The following is a 19,358-nucleotide window of genomic DNA, read 5'->3' as shown; positions in this document are numbered from 1 at the left end:
GACTCCGCTGACCGCGATCCACGCATCCGGTGCGAGCGTCAGTTCCCCTCCATCTCGAAGGTGCGCAGCAGATCAGCGGCAACGCTCACGGCGATCGTCGCGGGTTCCTTGCCGGTGATGTCCGCGAGGCCGATCGGGGTCTTGATCCGGTCGATGGTGGTCTCGTCGTGACCGCCCTCGGTGGCAAGGCGTTTGCGGAACCGCACCCACTTGGCCGCCGAGCCGATCAGCCCGATGGAGCCGAGATGGGTCGTGCGCAGGGCGGCGTCGCACAGCGCGGCGTCCTCGGCGTGATCATGGGTCATGATCAGGACGTGGGTGCCGCGCGGCAGCTCCTCCAGCACCTCCTCGGGCAGCAACGGCGTGTGATGTACGTGCACTTGACCCACCGCGTCTGCCAGCACGGCGAGCCGCCCCTCGGTGAGGATGTCGGCGCGGGAGTCGATCAGATGGAGGTCGAGGTCCTGACGCGCCAGGATGCGCGCCAGCTCAAGCCCGACGTGTCCGACGCCGAAGATCGCCACCGCCCGTACCACGGCGAGGGGTTCGAGCAGCACCGTGACCGTGCCGCCGCAGCACTGCACGCCATGCTGGTTGGTCACCTTGTCGTTCAGGGCGAAGTCGATCAGCTCCGGCTCCGGCTTGGAGGCGGCGATCATCTCCCGGGCCCGGTCGATCGCGACGGCCTCGACATTGCCGCCGCCGATCGAGCCCCATGTCTCGCTCTCCCCCACGACGAGTTTCGCTCCGGCGTCGCGCGGGGCGTGGCCGCGCACGGTCGCGACGGTCACCAGGACGCCGGACTGCCGGCGTGCCCGCAACCGTGCGACCGCGGCGACCCACGCCATGTCAGGCACCGCTCAGCGTTGTGGCTGCGGTGCGGTTCTTGCCGTTGGCGCCAAACCCGTTGGCGGCGAATCCGTTGGCGGCAAGTCCGTTGTCGGCGTGGCCGTTGCGGTAGGCATCGCCCTGGCGGGCTCCCTGGATCGCCCAGTACACCGCCTCCGGCGTCGCGGGCGAGGCCAGCTCGACGCCGACCCCGCTCGGTCCGAACGCGGCGGCGGCCTGCCGCAGGGCCTCTCGTACGCAGAAGGCCAGCATCAGCGGAGGCTCGCCGACCGCCTTGGACCCGTATACGGCGCCCTCTTCGGTGGCGTTCTCCATGAGCGTGACGTTGAACTCCTCGGGCATCTCCGAGAAGCTCGGCAGCTTGTAGGTGCTCGCGGCCTGGGTCAGCAGGCGGCCGCGGTTGGGCCCGTCCGTGGCGTCCCAGCGCATGTCCTCAAGGGTGAGCCAGCCCGCGCCCTGCACGAAACCGCCCTCGACCTGACCGATGTCGATCATCGGGGACAGGCTGTCGCCGACGTCGTGCACGATGTCCACCCGTCGGATGCGGTACGCACCGGTGAAGCCGTCCACCTCCACCTCGGCCGCGGCGGCGCCGATGGCGAAGTACTTGAACGGCGCCCCCTGGAACGTCTTCGCGTCCCAGTGCAGGCCCTCGGTCCGGTAGAAGCCCGCCGCCGACAGCTGCACCCGCTGGAAGTACGCGGTGCGCACCAGGTCGTCCCAGGCCAGCTCCTTGTCGCTGCCGATGGTGCGCGCGACGCCCTCGACGATGCGCACATCCGAGGCGCTCGATCCCAGCTGGGTGGCGGCCACCTGCAGCAGCCGCTCGCGCAACTGCTCGCAGGCGTTCTTGACCGCCGCGCCGTTGAGATCCGTACCGGAACTCGCCGCGGTGGCAGAGGTGTTGGGGACCTTGTCGGTGCGCGTCGGGGCAAGCCGCACCTTGCGCAGCGGGATGCCCAGCGTGGTCGCGGCCACCTGCAGCATCTTGGTGTGCAGGCCCTGGCCCATCTCGGTGCCGCCGTGGTTGATCAGGACCGAGCCGTCCTTGTAGATCAGGACCAGCGCGCCGCCCTGGTTGAAGGCGGTGAGGTTGAACGAGATGCCGAACTTCACGCCGGTGATCGCCAGTGCCCGCTTGGTGTTGGGGTGCACGGCGTTGAAGGCGGCGATCTCGCGCCTGCGGTCGGCGATGCCGCCGCTGTCCTTGACCTGCTGCCAGACGGCCGAGATGCGTTCGGGCTGAGTGACCTGCTGTCCGTACGGCGTCGACTGGCCTTGCCGGTAGAAGTTGCGCTCCCGCAGCTCCATCGGGTCCAGGCCGAGCAGCGGCGCGCACCGGCCCATGATGTCCTCGATCACCAGCATGCCCTGCGGCCCGCCGAAGCCGCGGAATGCGGTGTTGGAGGCCTTGTTGGTCTTGGCGATGCGACCGGCGATGCGTGCGTTGGGGATCCAGTACGTGTTGTCGATGTGGCAGAGCGCACGGGCCACCACCGGCTCGGAGAGGTCCAGGCTCCAGCCGCCGTCCGCGGTCAGGGTGGCGTCCAGGGCCTGGATGCGTCCTTCGGCGTCGAAGCCGATCTTCCACGTGGCGTTGAACCCGTGCCGCTTGCCGGACATGGTCAGGTCCTGCGTCCGGTTGAGCCGCAGCCGGACCGGGCGGCCGGTCAGCTTGGCGCCGAGCGCGGCGATGGCCGCGAACCCGTGCGGCTGCATCTCCTTGCCGCCGAAGCCGCCGCCCATCCGCAGACACTGCACGGTCACCTCGTGACTGTGCAGACCAAGGACGTGCGCGACGATCTCCTGGGTCTCGGAAGGGTGCTGGGTGCTGCTCTGGACGAACACCTGCTCGGACTCGTCGACCAGGGCGAGCGCCGCGTGCGTCTCGAGGTAGAAGTGCTCCTGGTCGGAGAACTGGAACTCGCCGGTGAACACGTGCGCGGAGTCGGCGAAGCCGGCCTCGACGTCGCCGGTCAGCATCACGGGCCGCGCGCCGTGAAAACTGTCGGCGGCGATCGCGTCCAGCAGCGTGATCAGGGACGGCTGTTCGTCGAGTTCCACCTCGACGGCCGCCGCACCGAGCCGGGCCGCCTCCAGGGTCTCGGCGAGCACCCAGGCGACCGCGTGGCCGTAGAACATGACTTCGTCGGGGAAGAGCGGTTCGTCGTGCTTCATTCCGGCGTCGTTGACGCCGGGCACGTCGGCGACGGTCAGCACGCGGACCACGCCGGGCACGGCGAGCGCGGGCTCGGTGCGCAGCGCGGTGATCCTGCCGTGGGCCTTCATGGCCTGCACCGGATGGGCGTGCAGCACGTCCTTGGTGCGATGGACCAGGTCGTCGGTGTAGAGCGCGGTGCCGGTCACGTGCTGGGCCGCACTCTCGTGCGGCATGGAGACGCCGACGACAGGCTTTTCGGGGCGCTCGGACAGATGGCTCATGACGACACACCCTCGGTGTTCTGTGCGTACAGCTTCAGCAGGCTCTGGCCGAGCATCGCGGAGCGGTAGGCGGCGCTTGCGCGGTGATCGTCCATGGGCGTGCCCTGGGACCGCAGCACCTGGGCCGCGGCCTCGACCGTCTCCGCCGCCCACGGCTCGCCCTCCAGGGCCGCCTCGACGGCACGGGCGCGGATCGGGGTGGCGGCCACACCGCCGAGGCCGATGCGTGCCTTGCGTACGATCCCGTCCTCGATGTCGAGCGCGAAAGCGACCGCCACGCTGGAGATGTCGTCGAAGCGCCGCTTGGCGATCTTGTGGAAGGCCACGACCGGCGACAGCGGCAGCGGGACGCGCACCGCGCGGATCAGCTCGCCGGGACGGCGCACGCTCTGCCGGTAGCCGGTGAAGTAGTCGGACAGCGGGACCTCGCGTTCACCGTCGGCGTCGGCGAGCACCACCGACGCATCCAGCGCGAGCAGCACCGGCGGGCTGTCGCCGATCGGGGAGCCGGTACCCAGGTTCCCGCCGAGGGTCGCGCTGTTGCGGATGAGCCGGGATGCGAACTGCGGGAACAGCTCCGCCAACAGGGGGACCCGGCCGTCGAGTCGGCGTTCGATCTCGGTGAGCGTCTGCGCCGCCCCGATCTCGATGTGGCCGGATTCGACGCGCAGCTCCCGCAGTTCGGGCAGCCGGTCGACGGCGACCACGCAATCCGCCCGGCGGGAGCGGATGTTGACCTCCACGCCCCAGTCGGTGGAGCCGGCGACCACCACCGCGTCGGGCCTCTCGCGCAGCAGCCGCAGCACTTCGGCCAGGGTGCCCGGCCGCAGGAACGCCCTGTCGTCCTGGGTGTATTCGGTGGCGACCGGTGCGGGCGGTGACTGCTCGCGACGCCGGGCCAACTGGTCCTCGTCGGTGGGCGTACCGACGGCGAAAGCGGCATCGCGAATCGGGCGATAGCCGGTGCAGCGGCACAGGTTTCCGCTCAGCGCGTGCAGATCGAAGCCGTTGGGACCGTGCTCGGCGTCGACGTCGGTGCCGCCGGCCGGGTCCGCGTGCGCGCAGCGGTCGGGGCGGTAGTACTCGGCGGCCATGCTGCAGATGAACCCCGGTGTGCAGTAGCCGCATTGGGAACCGCCGCGGGCCGCCATCTCCTCCTGCACGGGGTGCAGTGCGGGCGGTGCGCCGGGTTCGCCGGCGGTGGCGAGGCCTTCGGAGGTGATGATCTCCTGGCCGTCGAGGGCCGCGGCCGGGACCAGGCAGGCGTTGACCGCCACCCAGTCGGTGGGCTTGTTCACGCCGGGACGGGCCACCAGGATCGAGCAGGCGCCGCATTCACCCTCGGCGCAGCCTTCCTTGGTGCCGGTGAGCCCACGCTCGCGCAGAAAATCCAGCGCCGTGGTGTGGGGCGCGACCGGTGAAATCGGGGCTTCTGTCCCATTGACGGTGATACGCGCCGCTACCATGACGGGCCTTCGATTCGGTGCGCGATCGGTCGATTCATCATGTTCGCCAATTTTCAGGCAGCTTTCTGTGTTCAGATTTCTGCGTTCTGAGGCGCCACGCGCGAGAAGCGGGCGCAGAACGGCACACAACAGATGCGTGCCGAGAAGTGGTGACGGGAAACCCGGAATGCGCCGCGGACGGGCACATCAGAACGGCGTATTCAGCAGCCGTGCGCGATCCGGCCCGGAACCCAGACCGTGCACTGGGCGAGGCGACCGAGATCAGAGCTGGTGTTCATCCGCTGGTCGCCCCCTTTCGGCAGTTCAGGTCGATGGCCACCGCAACCTAATGGCTGGGCCCCCAGGGGTCAAGAGGCCCCCCGTGTCGTCACACATGCCGGTGGAGCAGGCTGGCACCGAGCGGGGTGACCTCGTGGAGCACGCTGTTGCCGTCGCGGGAGCTGACGATCAGCCCGGCGCGACGCAGCACGGTGAGGTGCTCGCTGGCCGATGAAAGGCGCAGGCCCGCGCGGCGGGCGAGCTGGCTCGTGTTGCTCTGCCGGCAGGCGTCGGCCGCCTCAAGGACCGCGGCACGGCTGCACCCCACCAGGTCGGCGAGGGTGTCGCTCCCGTCGTCCGCCGCCCGGGAGTCCCACGGTTCATGGCCGAGGGGGTACAGCAGGACCGGGACCCCCTCCCCCTGTCGCACCAGGGTCACCGGGTGGCAACGGCAGAAGTAGGAGGGCACGAGGAGCAGGCCGCGTCCGTCCAGGTGCAGGTCGCGGTCCACCGGATAGTCGATGTCGAGGGCAGGCGCGCACCACCGTGCGGACGGGGACAGGCCGCGGAGCAGCGCCTCCACCCCGCCGGTGGCGAGGAGCTGGCCGGCCCGCGCTCGCTCCCGTGCGGTGTGCGTCAGGATGCTGCTGAGGAACGGTGTGATCGCGATCCGCTGGTAGTCCTGGAAGGACAGGCCGAGGCGGTCGAGCGCCGGGGCGAGGCCTCGATGCAGGTCGCGCGCCCACGGCGACAACGGCCGTCCGGTGGCGAGGAGTTCGAGGTCGTCGCGCACCTCGTTCCTGGGGGTGAGCAGGACGGGCTCCACCGCCTCGGCGAGGCACAGGGTGACGGTGTGCGGTGTCAGGAAATCCGGGAAGTAGCCCTGCTTCGGGATCAGTTCGGCCAGCGCCCGGGCACGCGGCGTCAGGTCGGGCCGCACCCGCCCTCGCCACCACATGCCGAGGAGTCCGGCGCAGCCGTCCCGGAGCCAGTGAGTGCTCAGTACGGTTTCCCACATCAGAGCCGGCCCGCTCGCCACCCGTGTCCTGGCGAGGTCCGGGCCGGTGAAATGAATGCGCAGCATGTGTCCCCCGATCACAGCTGTGTCACATGGGCCCGTACCGTGCGGCAGGGGCTCCCGTCAGTAGCGCCCAGTAGCGGTCGCCGTAGGACCAATGCCACCATTCCGTCGGGTAGTTGATCAGTCCCGCGGTGGTGAGCGCCGCGCACAGGGCGAGCCGGTTGCGGCGTACTTGGCCGGAGATGTTCGGGGCGTCGGTGTAGCAGGCTCCGTCACTCGCCTCCGGGCTGGCGTCGACCGGTGTGCCGAGGTCGAGTTCTTCGCCGTCCGTGGTGCACAGGGTGAGGTCGACGGCGGCACCGGCGACGTGCGGCCCTATCTCGGGCGGCGCCAGCGAACGGCTGGTCTGGGTGCGCAGGTGGTCGTCCGGCCAGTCCGGGTTGGCGCGGCGCAACTCGGCCGCGCACTCGTAGAAGTAGCGGGTCTGCAGGGCGAGGGGCCGGTACCCCTCGGTGACCAGCAGCCGCAGCCCGTCGGGCAGCAGGCGTGCCGCCCTTTCGAGGCGCAGGGCGACCCCCTCGCGGACCATGGCATACGCACCGTCCGGATCCGCCTGTCGTGGGTCCACTTCGAGGAGGGACAACTCCCGCAGGTCGACGAGGAGTTCACCACACTCGACGACGGAGATGTGGGCCACTTCGGGTGCGTTCATGAGGATGATCGGGGCCATGGCATTCCTTCGTCGTCATGCGTTGTCATACGTCGTCCTGCGTGCGGGAAGTGCCGGTGGCGGCACACGCGCCCGGCCCCGGAGAGAGGCTGGTGCGGCACTCTCTCCGGGGCGCCCCCGTCGGGCGGTGGTCCTGGTCGGCAGGTGGTGGGCGTTATCGCCTTTCGGGCGAGACGTAGCCGACGACGTCGCCGCGCTCGGTGTTGTACCGGGTGCGCTTGAAGACGCCTTCCTTGCCGCTGCCGCTCGACGTCTTCGTGGTGTTGCCCTCGATGGTCGTCAGCTTCTTCCCGCTCTTGCGGTACTGGATGACGACACCGACGTGGTCGACGTCCCAGCCGTTGGTGCCGAGGCTCGGCGTGCCGCCGTCCCAGTCGTAGAGCACCGCGTCACCGGCCTTGGGGACGTAGGAGCCGCGCTTGTGCCACTTGCCGGTGCCGGCCTTGGCGGCCCGGTAGAAGGAGCCCGCCCACGGGTCGGTGTGCTTGGTCTTGGCGCCGGAGTTCTTCCAGACGTAGCGGACGAAGTCGGCGCACCAGTTGTTGGAGCGCCACTTCACGCCGCCGGTCGACGTGCTGCAGATGTTGTCGCCGCTGGGCTTCCAGTACCCGCTGTAGAAGTTGCAGTTGTTCCCCTTCTCGCGGTTGTGCTTCGGGTTGTCCTTCTCGATGGTGGCCGTCTTGACGATGTTCATGCGCAGAGGGCTCGGTGCGGCCGACGCGGTCGCGGTCAGCGACCCCGCGGCGACGACGCCGGCGACCGCGGTGGCCAGAAGCACGACCGCCGGGCGGCGATAAGCAGGCGCCTTCCTGGACCGGAAGGTCGAGTCGAGTGCCGAGCCGGCCATGACGCCGTCCGTGGAGCTGTCCGTGGTCCTGTTCGTCGAGCTGGACATCAGTGGTCCTTCCCCGTTGATTCCCCGTTGTGCCGGCGGCTGTTGTTTCCCTCCGACATCACCAAGGTTCGCCGGGGCTTCTGCAGCTTGCCTGTAAGCCCTCGGCAACACGACTCACAGCGGCTTACAGTTCGTCGCGCTCCCGCGTGCCGTACTCCGTGAACACGGACTTCGCCTCCGTACGCAGTGCCGCCGCACCCCGCCCGTCGCCCAACGCCTCGCGGGCCGCGGCGAGATCGCGCAGCGTGCGGGCCCGCGGCAGCCGCAACTCCAATGCGTCCCACAGGCGCACGGCGGCGGCGAGCCGCTTCTCCGCCTCGTGGTGCCGCCCGTCGGCCAAGGCGCACTCGCCGAGCGTGCGCAGGGTCAGCGCCTCGCCGAAACGGTCCCGGTACGCACGGCAGACGTCGAGCGCACCGAGCAACTCCGCCTCCGCCTCGCGCGTACGTCCCAGCCTCAACCGGGCCTTGGCGCGGGCCCGTTCGGCGTACGCCGCCATCAGCGGATCACCGAGACCCGCGAGGATCTCAAGGGCTCTCCCGGCGTACTCCTCAGCCTCCTCGTACGCCCCGAGCGACCGGTGCACAAGGCTCAGCGTGCGCAGCGTCAGTGCCTCGCCCCGCCGGCTGCCCAGGCTCCGGTAGGCACTCAGTGATACGTCCAGGAGCGCCGACGCCTCGCCTTGGTCGCCGAGTTCCATGCGTACGGAGCCACGCAGCCGGCAGGAGAGACCGATGCCCGCGTCATCGCCCAGACGCTGGAAGACGTCGACGGCGCGGCCCAACGCGTCGTCGGCGGCGGCCAGTTGGCCCAGTTCCCGCAAGTTGCCGCCGAGACCCGCGAGGGCGGCGGCCTGGCCGTGCAGATCTCCTATGGCGGCGCACAGGGGCTCGGCCTGCCGGAAGTAGTCCTGAGCCTCGGCGTACCGGTCCTGTTCGAAGCGCAGTTGCCCCAGCCCGATGAGCAGCAGCGCCTCGCCGGCCCGGTCCTCGGCGCGCCGGGCGGCGGCGAGAGCGGCGTCATGGCTGCGCCACCAGGCATCGAAGCGGTTGCCGACGGCGAACGACGACGAGCACAGCACCGTCGCGGCGGCACAGGCGAGGGTGTGCAGGCCGAAAGCCGCCGCGCGCTCGACGGCCGTGGCGAGCGCGTCGGCCTCGGCCTCGAACCAGGCGAACGGATCGGCGAGCGCCCGCCGCGTGGTCGCCGCCCCGACCTCGGCCGCCGGTCCGCTGCCTTGCGTGCCGGTGCCGTCCCACTCCGCCTTGGCCCCGCCGGCGGACCGGTTGACGCTCGCCGAGCCTCCGAGATAGGGCCGCAGTACGACCACCCCCGAAGGCGCCTCCTCCGCGACCCGCTCCACCAGGCGCAGCCCGGCGGCCAGCGCACGCCCCACCGCCACCGTGCGCACCTCGACGGAATCCTCGGCCTCGGCGCGCTCCGCGGCGTACACCCGCACCAGATCGTGGGCCCGATAGCGCGACTGCCCCGCGGAGTCGGTCCCCGTCCAGTCCAGCAACTGCGCGTCGACGAGCCGCTCAAGGACCTCCTCCACTTCGTCCTCGGCCCCGTCGACGAGCAGCGCCACCATCCAGGGGGCCGTGTCGCAGGGGCCGAGGACGGCCAGGCGGCGCAGCGCCGTGCGGGCGTCGTGATCGAGCGACTCGTAGCTGAGACCCAGGCTGGCCCGCACCTCCAGATCGCCGACGGCCAGCTCGTCGAGGCGCCGCCGCTCGTCCTCCAGGCGGTCGGCGAGGACGCGGGGAGTCCAGTGCCTGCGGGTGGTCAGCCGGGCCCCGGCGATCCGCAGGGCCAACGGCAGGCCGCCGCACAGGGTGACGATGCGGCGGGCCGCGGCGTCCTCCGCGGGATCGTCTGTCGCGCCCTGCGGGCCGGTGACCCGGGCCAGCAGCTCAAGGCTGCGTACCTCGTCCAGGACGGCGAGATCGGTACGCCGGGCCCCGTCGAGGCCGCCGAGCCGGGCCCGCGAGGTGACGAGCACGCCGCAGCCCGCGCTGCCCGGCAGCAGGGGCCGCACCTGAGCCTCCCTGCCCGCGTCGTCGAGGACCAGCAGGAGGCGGCGCCCCGCGACGAGGCTGCGGAAGAGGTCGGCGCGCTCATCGGCATGCTCGGGCGGCGCCGCGCCCAGCGCGCGCAGCAGCCGCCCGAGGACGTCGCCGGGCGGCAAGGGGCCGCCGGTGCCCTGCAGTTCGGCGTACAACTGGCCGTCGGGGAAGGCCTCCATGGCCAGGTGGGCGGCCTTCACCGCGAGGGCGGACTTGCCGACGCCGGCCGGCCCGGACACCACCACGACGGAGGTCGCGTCCCGGGGTGCGGTGAGCCCGTCGACGACCTCGGCGATTTCCGCCTTCCGCCCGGTGAAGTCCCTGATGGCGGGAGGCAGCAGGCACACGGACCGGGGCGTGGCGGGCACCTTCGGCGCCGAGACGTCGCCGGTCTCCGCACCGCCGTCCTCGGCGGGCAGCAGCACAGGGTCGGCCCGCAGGATCGATCCATGCCGCCGGCTGAGCTCGGGACCGGGATCGATGCCGAGTTCCTCGGCGAGTACGGCGCGTCCGTCCTCGTACACCGCGAGGGCGTCTGCCTGCCGCCCGACCCGGTAGAGGGCGAGCATGAGCTGCCCGCGCAGCCGCTCGTTGGTGGGGTGGGCGCCGACGAGTCCCTTGAGCTCGGTGATCAGCTCGCTCTCCCGCCCCCCGCATTCGAGTTCGGCGGCGATGCGCTCTTCGAGCACGGCCCGCCGGGCCTCGTCGAGCCGTACCGCCTCGCTCCGCAGCACCTCGCCGACCCCGCCGAGCGCGGAACCGCGCCACAGAGTGAGGGCGTCACGCAACAGCCGGGCGGCGGCGGAGTGGTCCCCCTGCGCGGCGGCCCGCCGACCGGCGACGGCCAGCTCCTCGAACCTCCCGAGGTCCACGGCACCGGCATCGGGCCGGATCACATACCCCGGCGCCCGCGTCTCGATCGCCCCACGCCGCGCCTCCGGCAGGGCCCGCCGCAGCGCCGAGACATACGTCTGGATCAGCGCCCTCGCCGTCTCCGGCGGCTCCTCGCCCCATACGACGTCCACCAACGCATCGGCAGGCACGACATGCCCTGCACGCAGCAGCAGCGCGGCCAGCAGGGCACGGGGCTTGGGCCCGCCCACCCGCAGGGATCGGCCGTCCCACAGCGCTTCGACCGGCCCGAGCAGGCGGAATTCCAATGCCATGTTCTGTCCCCCGAGGCGTCACCGACACTGACTCACGCCTCATGGTCCCCTAACTTCCCTGACAGGGCGAAGAGTTGAGGGGCGCGGCACGTCATGGCGTCCGGTTTTGGGCCATCAGCTCCGCGAGCTCGGCGGCGTCCAGGCGCGGCCCGGCCGCAGCGATGTTCTCGGCGAGGCGTGCGGGCGAGCCGGTGCCGGGGATGGCCGGCATGTTCGACGTCGCGGCCGCCGGCGGGCAGGCGCGCGTCCGTGCCGCGACACTGCCGCACGAGACGATCATCATCGACCGCCGGGGGATGATCCTGGCCGGCCGACGTGACGCGCGCGGCCGCGAGTTCACGATCACCGCGAGGGCTTGGACGCCCAATCGCTCGCCGCGCTGCGTGCACTCGCGGCCGGCGTGACCGACGCCGTGGGCGCGCGCCGCGTCGGCATGCCCCTGCGGACGTACCGCAGGCGGATCGCCGAGTTGATGACGGCGTCGGAGGCCGACTCACGCTTCCAAACAGCGGTGCACGCAAGCCGCCTCGGCCTCACCGGCAGCTGGCCACGGTCATGACGCGCCGCGCTCGCCCGACGGGTCCCTGCCGACGCGCAACAGGGCCTGAAGTGCACGGTCGAGGCCGTCGCGTTCCGTGTCGGTGAGCTCGGAGACCAGGACCGAGAGGTCGGCCGCGAGGTCGGTGAGGGCGGCGTCGGCGACGCGGCGGCCCTCTGCGGTGAGAGTGATCCGGAAGCTGCGGCGGTCGTCGGCGTCGAGGGTGCGCTCCACCAACCCGGCCTCCTCCAGGCGGTCCACACGCTTCGTCATTCCCGCCCGCGACATCATCAACTCCGCGGAGAGCACGGAGGGGCTCAGGGCGTATGGGGCGCCGGTGCGCCGCAGCGTCGCTAGTACGTCGAAGTCGCCCTTGGCGATGCCGTGCCGCGCCACTGCCCGTTCCCCGACCGGGGCGACGATGTTCTCGGCGACGAACGCCAGCCGGCCGACGGTTGCCAGCGCGGACACCTCGAGGTCCGGCCTCTCCCGCCGCCAGTCCTCGACGATTTCGTCCACCACGTTCGGTTCACCTTGGCTCATGGCGGAAGTCTATTCGCCAGACGATAGTTAGCTGGCGTACTATCGCCTGGCGAACTGTCTTTGAGTGAATCACTTGAGGAGACCACCATGCGAACTCTCATCCGTGATGTGCGCGCCTTCGACGGCACGCGGGTCGTCGCGAACACCGACGTCCTCATCGACGACGACCGCATCGCCGAACGGGACGGCCCCACACCGGACATCGAGGTCGACGGCGCGGGCATGACCCTGCTCCCCGGCCTGATCGACGCGCACACCCACACCTTCGACGGGAGCCTCGCGCGGGCGCTGACCTACGGCGTGACCACCGAACTGGACATGTTCTGCCTGCCGTCGAACCTGCGGCGCCAGCGGAAGCTGGCCGCGGAGCGGGACGACGTCGCCGATCTCCGCAGCGCGGGAGTCCTCGCCACCGCCCCCTGCGGCCATCCGACGGCAGTCGTGGCGGCGATGGCCGAGACGCTGCCCAACCCCGAGGACGCGCTCGAACCCTTCGAGACGATCACCGACCCCGCGCAGGCCGCGCCGTTCGTCGCGGCTCGGGCGGCCGCGGGCAGCGACTACCTGAAGATCGTGCTCGATGACGGCACGTCGGCCGGGAAGCCGGTCCCCGCGCTGGGGCCGGACATCGCCATCGCCCTTGTCGACGCGGCGCACACCGCCGGGCTGAAGGCCATCGCGCACGCGGGCACCGCCAGGGAGACCGCGATCGCGCTGGACGCGGGCGTCGACGACCTGGCCCACGTCTGGTCCGACACCCCACCGGGTGATCCGTCCGCCGAAGCCCTTGCCTCCAGGGTCGCGGCCCAGGGGGTGTTCGTGGTGAGCACGCTCGCCTACTTCGAGGTCATCGGCGCCGACAGCCCGAACCGCCTCGCCGCCGCCGCACACGCGGCCGGCGCGCTGCGCAGGGCAGGCGTGGCGCTGCTGGCCGGCACCGACGCCAATCCCTTCGCTCCCCGCAACGGCGACGGCCTGCACCGCGAACTGGAGCTCCTCGTCCAGGCCGGACTCTCCCCGCTGGAAGCGCTGACGGCCGCCACCAGCGCCACCGCCCGGCACTTCGGACTGACCGACCGCGGCCGCATAGCCCCGGGCCTACGCGCCGACCTCGTACTCGTCGACGGCGACCCGACCCGGGACATCACCGCCGGCCGCGCCATCACCGACGTCTGGCGACGCGGCGTCCGGCAACCCCGCTGACGGACAGGCGGCCGGATCCGGCCCGGCTCACGGAGCCGGGCCGGATCGCATGCGGTTCCCGTTACGCCGGGTCGATGCGGGAGACGCTGCCGCCGATGTCGAGCACGTACAGCTCGCCCTTGCCGCCCTGCACGAACGAGACGACCTCGCCGCCGTTGACTCCGAGGTCGTGTACGCCGGTCACCTTGCCGTTCTCGATCTGCAGAGAGCGGACGGTGCCGTCGCAGTAGTCGCTGAACACGTACTGACCCTTGAGGTCCGGGATCGCTGTGCCGCGGTAGACGTAGCCGCCGGTCACCGAGCAGCCGAGGCCGGTGCGGTCGTACTCGTGGACCGGCGGCACGTGGTTCGCGGGCTCGGTGCCGTCCCGGAAGGGATGGTTGCCCTCCATCTGGGACCAGCCGTAGTTCTCGCCGCCCTTGCTGTCCGCCGGGGCCCAGTCGATCTCCTCCCAGGCGCTCTGGCCGACGTCGCCGATCAGCAGGTCGCCCGTGCCCGCGTCGAAGGAGAACCGCCACGGGTTGCGCAGCCCGTAGGCCCAGATCTCGTCCTTCGCCTTCGGGTCGTCCACGAAGGGGTTGTCGGACGGAATCGCGTACGGCTTGGCGCCCCTCGGGTCGATCCGCAGCAGTTTGCCGAGCAGCGTGTCGAGGTTCTGTCCGTTGCCGTGCGGGTCGCCGCCCGAGCCGCCGTCGCCGAACGCGATGTAGAGGTAGCCGTCGGGGCCGAACTTGATGTCGCCGCCGTTGTGGTTCGCGTAGGGCTGCGTCTGGGTGAGGACCGTGCGCCGGGTGTCGGGCCGGATCTTGCCGTGCCGTACCGCGAACTCGTCCACGGTGCTTGTGCCTTCGAGGTTCGTGTACGAGATGTAGAAGTGCGCGAACTTCTTGTCGAACGCGATGCCCAGCAGGCCGCGTTCGCCGTCGGTGGTGGTCTCGCCGGAGATGTCGAGGACGGGCTCACCGAGCCCCTGACCGTTCAAGACCCTTACGGTGCCTGCGCGTTCGGCTATCCAGACCGTGCCACCGGGACCGGCGGCACCGGCGGACGGATTCTTGGCCGTGGCCACCATCTTGAGCGCGACCTTCGCTGCCTGCCGCGGGGCGCCGGGCTCATCGGCGGCCGCCGTGGTCAGGGCGAGGGAGGCGACGAGGCAGATGGTGCCGATGATCGCCGAGCTTCTGGTGCGAACTTTCACCGTGATCCTCCTGGAGGCGGCGAATGGGGGCACCCGGCTGCCGGGGCAGAGTCGGGTGGACGTCGCCCGTGCCGGCACGCAACCTGGGTGGGGGGATGGTGTGCCACTGGCCACGGATGAGGATACTGGGACCGGCGCGGCTGGTATAGACCAAGAGCCCATCCTTCAGGGCGCAGCCAACGCCCCCTTCCCCCGCATAGAATAGGAAACTTTCCTGTCAGTCTTGACGGCAACAGGAAAGGACCCTAACTTTCCCGCCAGCCCCACCTTTTGACCGCTCCACCAGCACCCCCTGAACACGCGCTGAAGCACCTCCCCCACACATCACGCGAACACAGGAGGCACCCCCATGCCCCATCAGACCCCCCACCGACGCCACCCCTGGATCGTCCTCACCGCGGCCATCGCTGCCGGCTCGCTCCTTGCTCTCGCCCCGCAGTTCAGCGCCAGCGCGGGAGAGGAGAACGACGCCGTCCGGGCCCCGGCCGGATCACCCGTCGCCGAGAACGGGCAGCTCAGGCTCTGCGACACCACGCTGTGCACTGCACAGGGCAAGGCAGTTCAGCTCAAGGGCATGAGCTCGCACGGCACGCAGTGGTACGAGCAGTGCCTCACGGACGGTTCCCTCGACGCCCTCGCGCAGGACTGGCAGGCCGATGTGCTGCGCGTCTCCACGTACGTCCAGGAAGGCGGCTACGAGTCCGATCCGGCGAAGTTCACACGGATCGCCCAGCGCGTGGTCGACCAGGCCATCGAGCGCGGCATGTACGCGATCATCGACTGGCACATGCTCACCCCGGGCGACCCCAACGCGAACACCGAGCTCGCCAAGAAGTTCTTCACCGACATGGCGAAGAAGTACGCGGACCAGCCCAACGTCTTCTACGAGATCGCCAACGAGCCCAGCGGCGTCGAATGGTCCGAGATCAAGTCGTACGCGGAAGAGATCATCCCCGTGATCCGGCAGCACGACCCCGACGGCATCGCGCTCGTCGGCACCCGCGCCTGGTCCTCGCTCGGCGTCTCCGAGGGCGCGGACGAGAGCGAGGTCGTCGACAACCCGGTCGACGCCGAGAACATCATGTACACGTTCCACTTCTACGCCGCCGACCACGACGACGAGTACCTTCAGACACTGTCCCGGGCGGCCGACGAAATCCCCATGTTCGTCACCGAGTTCGGCACCCAGAAGGCGTCGGGCGACGGCGGCGACGACTTCGCGATGTCGCAGAAGTACGTCGACCTGATGGAGCAGAAGAACATCTCCTGGACGAACTGGAACTACTCCGACGACTCGCGTTCGGGAGCGGTCTTCAAGGCCGGCACCTGCGCCGGCGACGAATGGGCGGGCACCGGTGTCCTCAAGCCGGCCGGCGTCTGGATACGGGACCGCATCAAGGGCTGACCGACCACGCGGTGAGCCACACGGTCGCCAGCGGCGGAAGGGTCACGCGCAGACTGGCCGGGCGGCCGTGGGCCGGCTCGGGGGTGGACTTCAGCGGGTCCGGATTGCGGATGTCGCCTCCCCCGTAGCGAGCCAGATCGGTGTTGAGGGTCTCGCGCCAGACAGTGTCCGCGTCCGGGACACCGAGCGGGTAGTCGTGGCGGATCACCGGGGAGAAGTTGCACACGGCCAGGAGCGGAGTGCCGTCCGCGGCGAAGCGCAGGAACGCCAGCACGTTGTCCTCCGCCGAGTCCGCCGCGACCCAGGAGAATCCGGCGGGCTCGGTGTCCTGCTCCCACAGCGCGGGGGCGGACCGGTACTCGTGGTTGAGGTCCCGCACCAGTCGCAGTACGCCCCTGTGGTCCGGCTCCGCCGGGTAGTCCGGGTCCAGGAGCGCCCAGTCAAGGCCGTTCTCCTCCGACCACTCGGCGCCCTGGGCGAACTCCTGGCCCATGAAGAGGAGTTGCTTGCCGGGGTGGGCCCACATGAAGCCCAGGTAGGCCCGGTGGTTGGCGCGCTGCTGCCACCAGTCGCCCGGCATCTTGGAGACCAACGCCTGCTTGCCGTGGACCACTTCGTCGTGCGAGAGGGGCAGGAGGTAGTTCTCGCTGTACGCGTACACCATCGAGAACGTCATCTCGTTGTGGTGGTACACACGGTGCACGGGGTCATGCTTGATGTACTCCAGGGAATCGTGCATCCACCCCATGTTCCACTTCAGGCCGAAGCCGAGCCCGCCGAAGCCGCCAGGGCCCAGGTCGTGCGTCGCGCGGGTCACGCCGTCCCAGGCCGTCGACTCCTCGGCGATCGTGACCACTCCGGGGCAGCGCCGGTAGACCGTCGCGTTCATCTCCTGGAGGAACGCCACCGCGTCCAGATTTTCCCGGCCGCCCGACTCGTTGGGTGCCCACTGCCCGTACTCGCGTGAATAGTCGAGGTAGAGCATCGAGGCGACCGCGTCGACGCGCAGGCCGTCGATGTGGAACTCCTCGCACCAGTAAGTGGCGTTGGCGACAAGGAAGTTGCGGACCTCCTTGCGGCCGTAGTCGAACGTCAGGGTGCCCCAGTCGGGGTGTTCGGCACGTCGGGGGTCCCCCGGCTCGTACAGGTGCTCTCCGTCGAAGGCCGCCAACGCCCAGTCGTCCTTGGGGAAGTGGGCGGGGACCCAGTCGAGGATCACTCCGACGCCCGCCCGGTGCAGCGTGTCGACGAGGTACTTGAAGTCGTCGGGCGTGCCGAGGCGGGCCGTCGGCGCGTAGAAGCCGGTGACCTGATAGCCCCAGGATCCGCTGAAGGGATACTCGGCGACGGGCATCAGCTCCACGTGGGTGAAGCCCGCATCCGTGACGTATTCCGTGAGCTGTTCGGCGAGTTGGCGGTAGGAGAGGCCGGGCCGCCAGGACGCCAGATGGACCTCGTAGACCGAGAAGGGGGCCCGGTGGACGGGGCGGTCCGCGCGGTGCGCCATCCATTCGGCGTCCGCCCACACGTGGGACGACTCCGTCACGACGGAGGCGGTCGCCGGCGGCACCTCCGTGCGGCGGGCCATCGGATCGGCGCGCACGGTGTGGGTGCCATCGGGGCGGGTGATGTCGAACTTGTAGAGGGCCCCCTCGCCGATGCCGGGGACGAACAGCTCCCATACGCCGGTCGAGCCCAGCGAGCGCATGGGGTACGCGGCCCCGCCCCAGCTGCAGAAGTCACCGCAGACCCTGACCCCCCTCGCGTGGGGCGCCCACACCGTGAACCGGGTGCCCGGCACGCCCTGGTGGGTCATCGGGTGCGCTCCCAGCGCCTTCCACAGATCTTCGTGCCGGCCCTCGCCGATCAGGTGCAGATCGAGTTCACCCAGTGCGGGAAGGAAACGGTAGGGGTCCTCGTATGTGCTGTCCCGGCCGTCGTACGTCACGCGCAGCCGGTACTCGGGCAGCGCGTCGTACGGCAGAACAGCGGAGAAGAATCCGTCGCCCGTGTCCTTCAGCTTCACGCACCGACCGTGGGTGAGGAGCGTCACCGCCTGGGCGTAGGGGCGCAGGACCACGAAGGCCGTGCCTCCGGGCACCGGATGCGCGCCGAGCACGGCGTGCGGGTCGTGATGAGTGCCCGCCAGAAGGCGCCCTCTGTCCTGTGCGTCGAGAGGGGCTTCGGGAAGGCGGTCGCGGACATCGGCGACGGTCCGGGGAAGGGTTCCCACGGTCTCAACTCCCTTCCGCGAGGCGGGCGATCGCCGCCATGGGGACTGGCAGCCAGTCAGGACGGTGCCGGGCCTCGTACAGCACTTCGTAGACCGCTCGGTCCGTCTCGTACGCGCGCAGCAGCTCGGCCTCCGCACGCGGATCCCACGGCGACTCCGCCGCGTACCCCGCGCAGTAGGCCTCCCTGCACCGCTTCACCCACTGGGCCCCCAAGGGGCGCCGGGTGTAGGCCGCATAGTCGAAGGAGCGGAGCATGCCCGCCACATCGCGTACGGGTGCCTGCGCGTGCCGGCGCTCGGCGAGCGGTCGGGCCGGTTCGCCCTCGAAGTCGATGACGAACCAGCGCTTTCCGGCCTGGAGCACCTGGCCGAGGTGCAGGTCGCCATGGATCCGCTGGGCCGGGCGGCTCAGCCCGCGTGCCGCGAGCGCGCCGTATGCGGCCTTCAGGCGGGACACGTACGGAACGAGGTCCGCCACCTGACGGGCGGCGGTCTCCAGACGGTCCGTCATCGCCGCGGCCAACCGCCGGCCGCCGTGCGGGTCCAGGGGCTCCGTCTCGAACGACCGGGTCAGCGCCAGGTGCACTTCGGCGGTGGCACGGCCCAGTTCGTACGACTCGTCGCTGAAGTCCTCGCCCGCGGCGAGGGATTGGAGCGCCAGCGTCCAGCCGTCCGTCGCCTCGCGCAGGAAGGGCTGGAGCACTCCGAGCGTCATCTTGCACGGCTCGGTGGTCCAGAACCAGGCCACGGCCGCGGGCACCCGTGCGCAGCCGCCACGGGCCAGCGCCCGCGGCACTTCGAGGTCGGGGTTGATGCCGTACTGGACGCGGCGGAACAGCTTCAGGATGAAGGAATCCCCGTACACCAAAGAGGTGTTGGACTGCTCGCCGTCGAGCAGCCGGGGCTTGAGTCCGTCAGGAACCACGACCTGCGTGTCTCGTTCGAAGCGCAGGGGACCCATGGCGCCGGGAACCCGCAGGCGTTCCAGGAGCAGCGTCGCCGACCACGGGTCCAGGAGGGCGTCGTACACGGTGAGTCCGGCGAGCGGGCCCGCGTCCGGTCGGCCGATGAACGCGTGCTGGAGGTGGAGCGGCAGGTGCTCGCGGACGCCGAGGATCAATTGGTAGCAGTCATCGGGCTGCCCGGCATGGCGCGTACGGATCAGCAGGTGCAGGCACCCCGGGTGCAATTCCGTCATCGACAGCACGGCCAGATCCGTCACGGGCCTGCCCTTGCCCGCGAACCACCTCTGCTTCGGCAGCCACTCGCGAAGCAGCCCGGCCAGCGAGGTCAGCAGCTGGGGAGGGCCGAGGCTGCCGGGCGACTGCGTTGCCGTCTTCAGCAT

Annotated in this window: 15 protein-coding genes; 3 read left to right on the top strand and 12 right to left on the bottom strand. The window is 70.5% G+C overall.

Annotated elements, in window-relative coordinates; translation table 11 throughout:
* Positions 1-38: 38 nt before the first annotated feature.
* From xdhC to OG453_RS37240, 8 genes are all read right to left on the bottom strand, one after another.
* Complete coding sequence (gene xdhC, locus OG453_RS37275; RefSeq protein ID WP_266872961.1) at positions 39-848, bottom strand: xanthine dehydrogenase accessory protein XdhC; 810 nt, start codon at positions 846-848, stop codon at positions 39-41.
* A 1-nt stretch (position 849) separates the two neighbouring features.
* A complete protein-coding gene (gene xdhB, locus OG453_RS37270; protein ID WP_266872960.1) occupies positions 850-3,291 on the bottom strand; it encodes a xanthine dehydrogenase molybdopterin binding subunit in 2,442 nt (813 codons plus the stop codon).
* Complete coding sequence (locus tag OG453_RS37265) at positions 3,288-4,757, bottom strand: xanthine dehydrogenase small subunit (protein WP_266872959.1); 1,470 nt, start codon at positions 4,755-4,757, stop codon at positions 3,288-3,290. The genes xdhB and OG453_RS37265 overlap by 4 nt, the downstream gene beginning before the upstream one ends.
* Positions 4,758-5,124: 367 nt before the next feature.
* Positions 5,125-6,099 carry a helix-turn-helix transcriptional regulator gene (locus OG453_RS37260; RefSeq protein ID WP_266872958.1) on the bottom strand — a complete coding sequence of 325 codons (975 nt, stop codon included), beginning with the start codon at positions 6,097-6,099 and terminating at the stop codon, positions 5,125-5,127.
* 22 nt (positions 6,100-6,121) lie between these two features.
* Entirely contained in the window at positions 6,122-6,766 is a 645-nt protein-coding gene (locus tag OG453_RS37255; RefSeq protein WP_266872957.1) for a M15 family metallopeptidase, read from the bottom strand.
* Between the two features lie 154 nt (positions 6,767-6,920).
* Positions 6,921-7,661, bottom strand: coding sequence for a CHAP domain-containing protein (locus OG453_RS37250; protein WP_266872956.1), 741 nt, complete (start codon positions 7,659-7,661; stop codon positions 6,921-6,923).
* A gap of 124 nt (positions 7,662-7,785) precedes the next feature.
* Complete coding sequence (locus OG453_RS37245; RefSeq protein WP_266872955.1) at positions 7,786-10,893, bottom strand: AfsR/SARP family transcriptional regulator; 3,108 nt, start codon at positions 10,891-10,893, stop codon at positions 7,786-7,788.
* Positions 10,894-10,984: 91 nt separating this feature from the next.
* Positions 10,985-11,176, bottom strand: coding sequence for a hypothetical protein (locus OG453_RS37240; protein WP_266872954.1), 192 nt, complete (start codon positions 11,174-11,176; stop codon positions 10,985-10,987).
* 72 nt (positions 11,177-11,248) lie between these two features.
* Between OG453_RS37240 and OG453_RS37235 the strand changes: the two genes are divergently transcribed.
* Positions 11,249-11,452 (top strand): hypothetical protein, encoded by a 204-nt coding sequence (locus tag OG453_RS37235; RefSeq protein ID WP_266872953.1) that lies wholly within the window; start codon positions 11,249-11,251, stop codon positions 11,450-11,452.
* Here OG453_RS37235 and OG453_RS37230 read toward each other — a convergent pair.
* Complete coding sequence (locus OG453_RS37230) at positions 11,447-11,974, bottom strand: MarR family transcriptional regulator (protein ID WP_323178708.1); 528 nt, start codon at positions 11,972-11,974, stop codon at positions 11,447-11,449. The two genes, OG453_RS37235 and OG453_RS37230, sit on opposite strands and share 6 nt — an antisense overlap.
* An 87-nt stretch (positions 11,975-12,061) precedes the next feature.
* Here OG453_RS37230 and OG453_RS37225 point away from each other — a divergent pair, with 87 nt between their 5' ends.
* Complete coding sequence (locus OG453_RS37225; protein ID WP_266872952.1) at positions 12,062-13,177, top strand: amidohydrolase family protein; 1,116 nt, start codon at positions 12,062-12,064, stop codon at positions 13,175-13,177.
* A 61-nt stretch (positions 13,178-13,238) separates the two neighbouring features.
* Here OG453_RS37225 and OG453_RS37220 read toward each other — a convergent pair whose 3' ends face one another.
* Positions 13,239-14,375, bottom strand: a complete 1,137-nt coding sequence (locus tag OG453_RS37220; protein ID WP_266872951.1) for a sorbosone dehydrogenase family protein — start codon at positions 14,373-14,375, stop codon at positions 13,239-13,241.
* Positions 14,376-14,724: 349 nt separating this feature from the next.
* Here OG453_RS37220 and OG453_RS37215 point away from each other — a divergent pair, with 349 nt between their 5' ends.
* Complete coding sequence (locus tag OG453_RS37215; protein ID WP_266872950.1) at positions 14,725-15,780, top strand: glycoside hydrolase family 5 protein; 1,056 nt, start codon at positions 14,725-14,727, stop codon at positions 15,778-15,780.
* On the opposite strand, the gene glgB is transcribed toward OG453_RS37215, so the two are convergent.
* The gene (glgB, locus tag OG453_RS37210; RefSeq protein ID WP_266872949.1) at positions 15,770-18,013 is read right to left on the bottom strand and encodes a 1,4-alpha-glucan branching enzyme; all 2,244 of its coding nucleotides are present in this window, start codon (positions 18,011-18,013) and stop codon (positions 15,770-15,772) included. The two genes, OG453_RS37215 and glgB, sit on opposite strands and share 11 nt — an antisense overlap.
* A 4-nt stretch (positions 18,014-18,017) precedes the next feature.
* The gene (locus OG453_RS37205; protein WP_266872948.1) at positions 18,018-19,358 is read right to left on the bottom strand and encodes a maltokinase; all 1,341 of its coding nucleotides are present in this window, start codon (positions 19,356-19,358) and stop codon (positions 18,018-18,020) included.

Source organism: Streptomyces sp. NBC_01381 (genome assembly GCF_026340305.1).
Lineage (GTDB): Bacteria > Actinomycetota > Actinomycetes > Streptomycetales > Streptomycetaceae > Streptomyces.
Note: the sequence above shows the minus strand (reverse complement) of the source record. Positions and strands in the feature narration are given on the sequence as shown.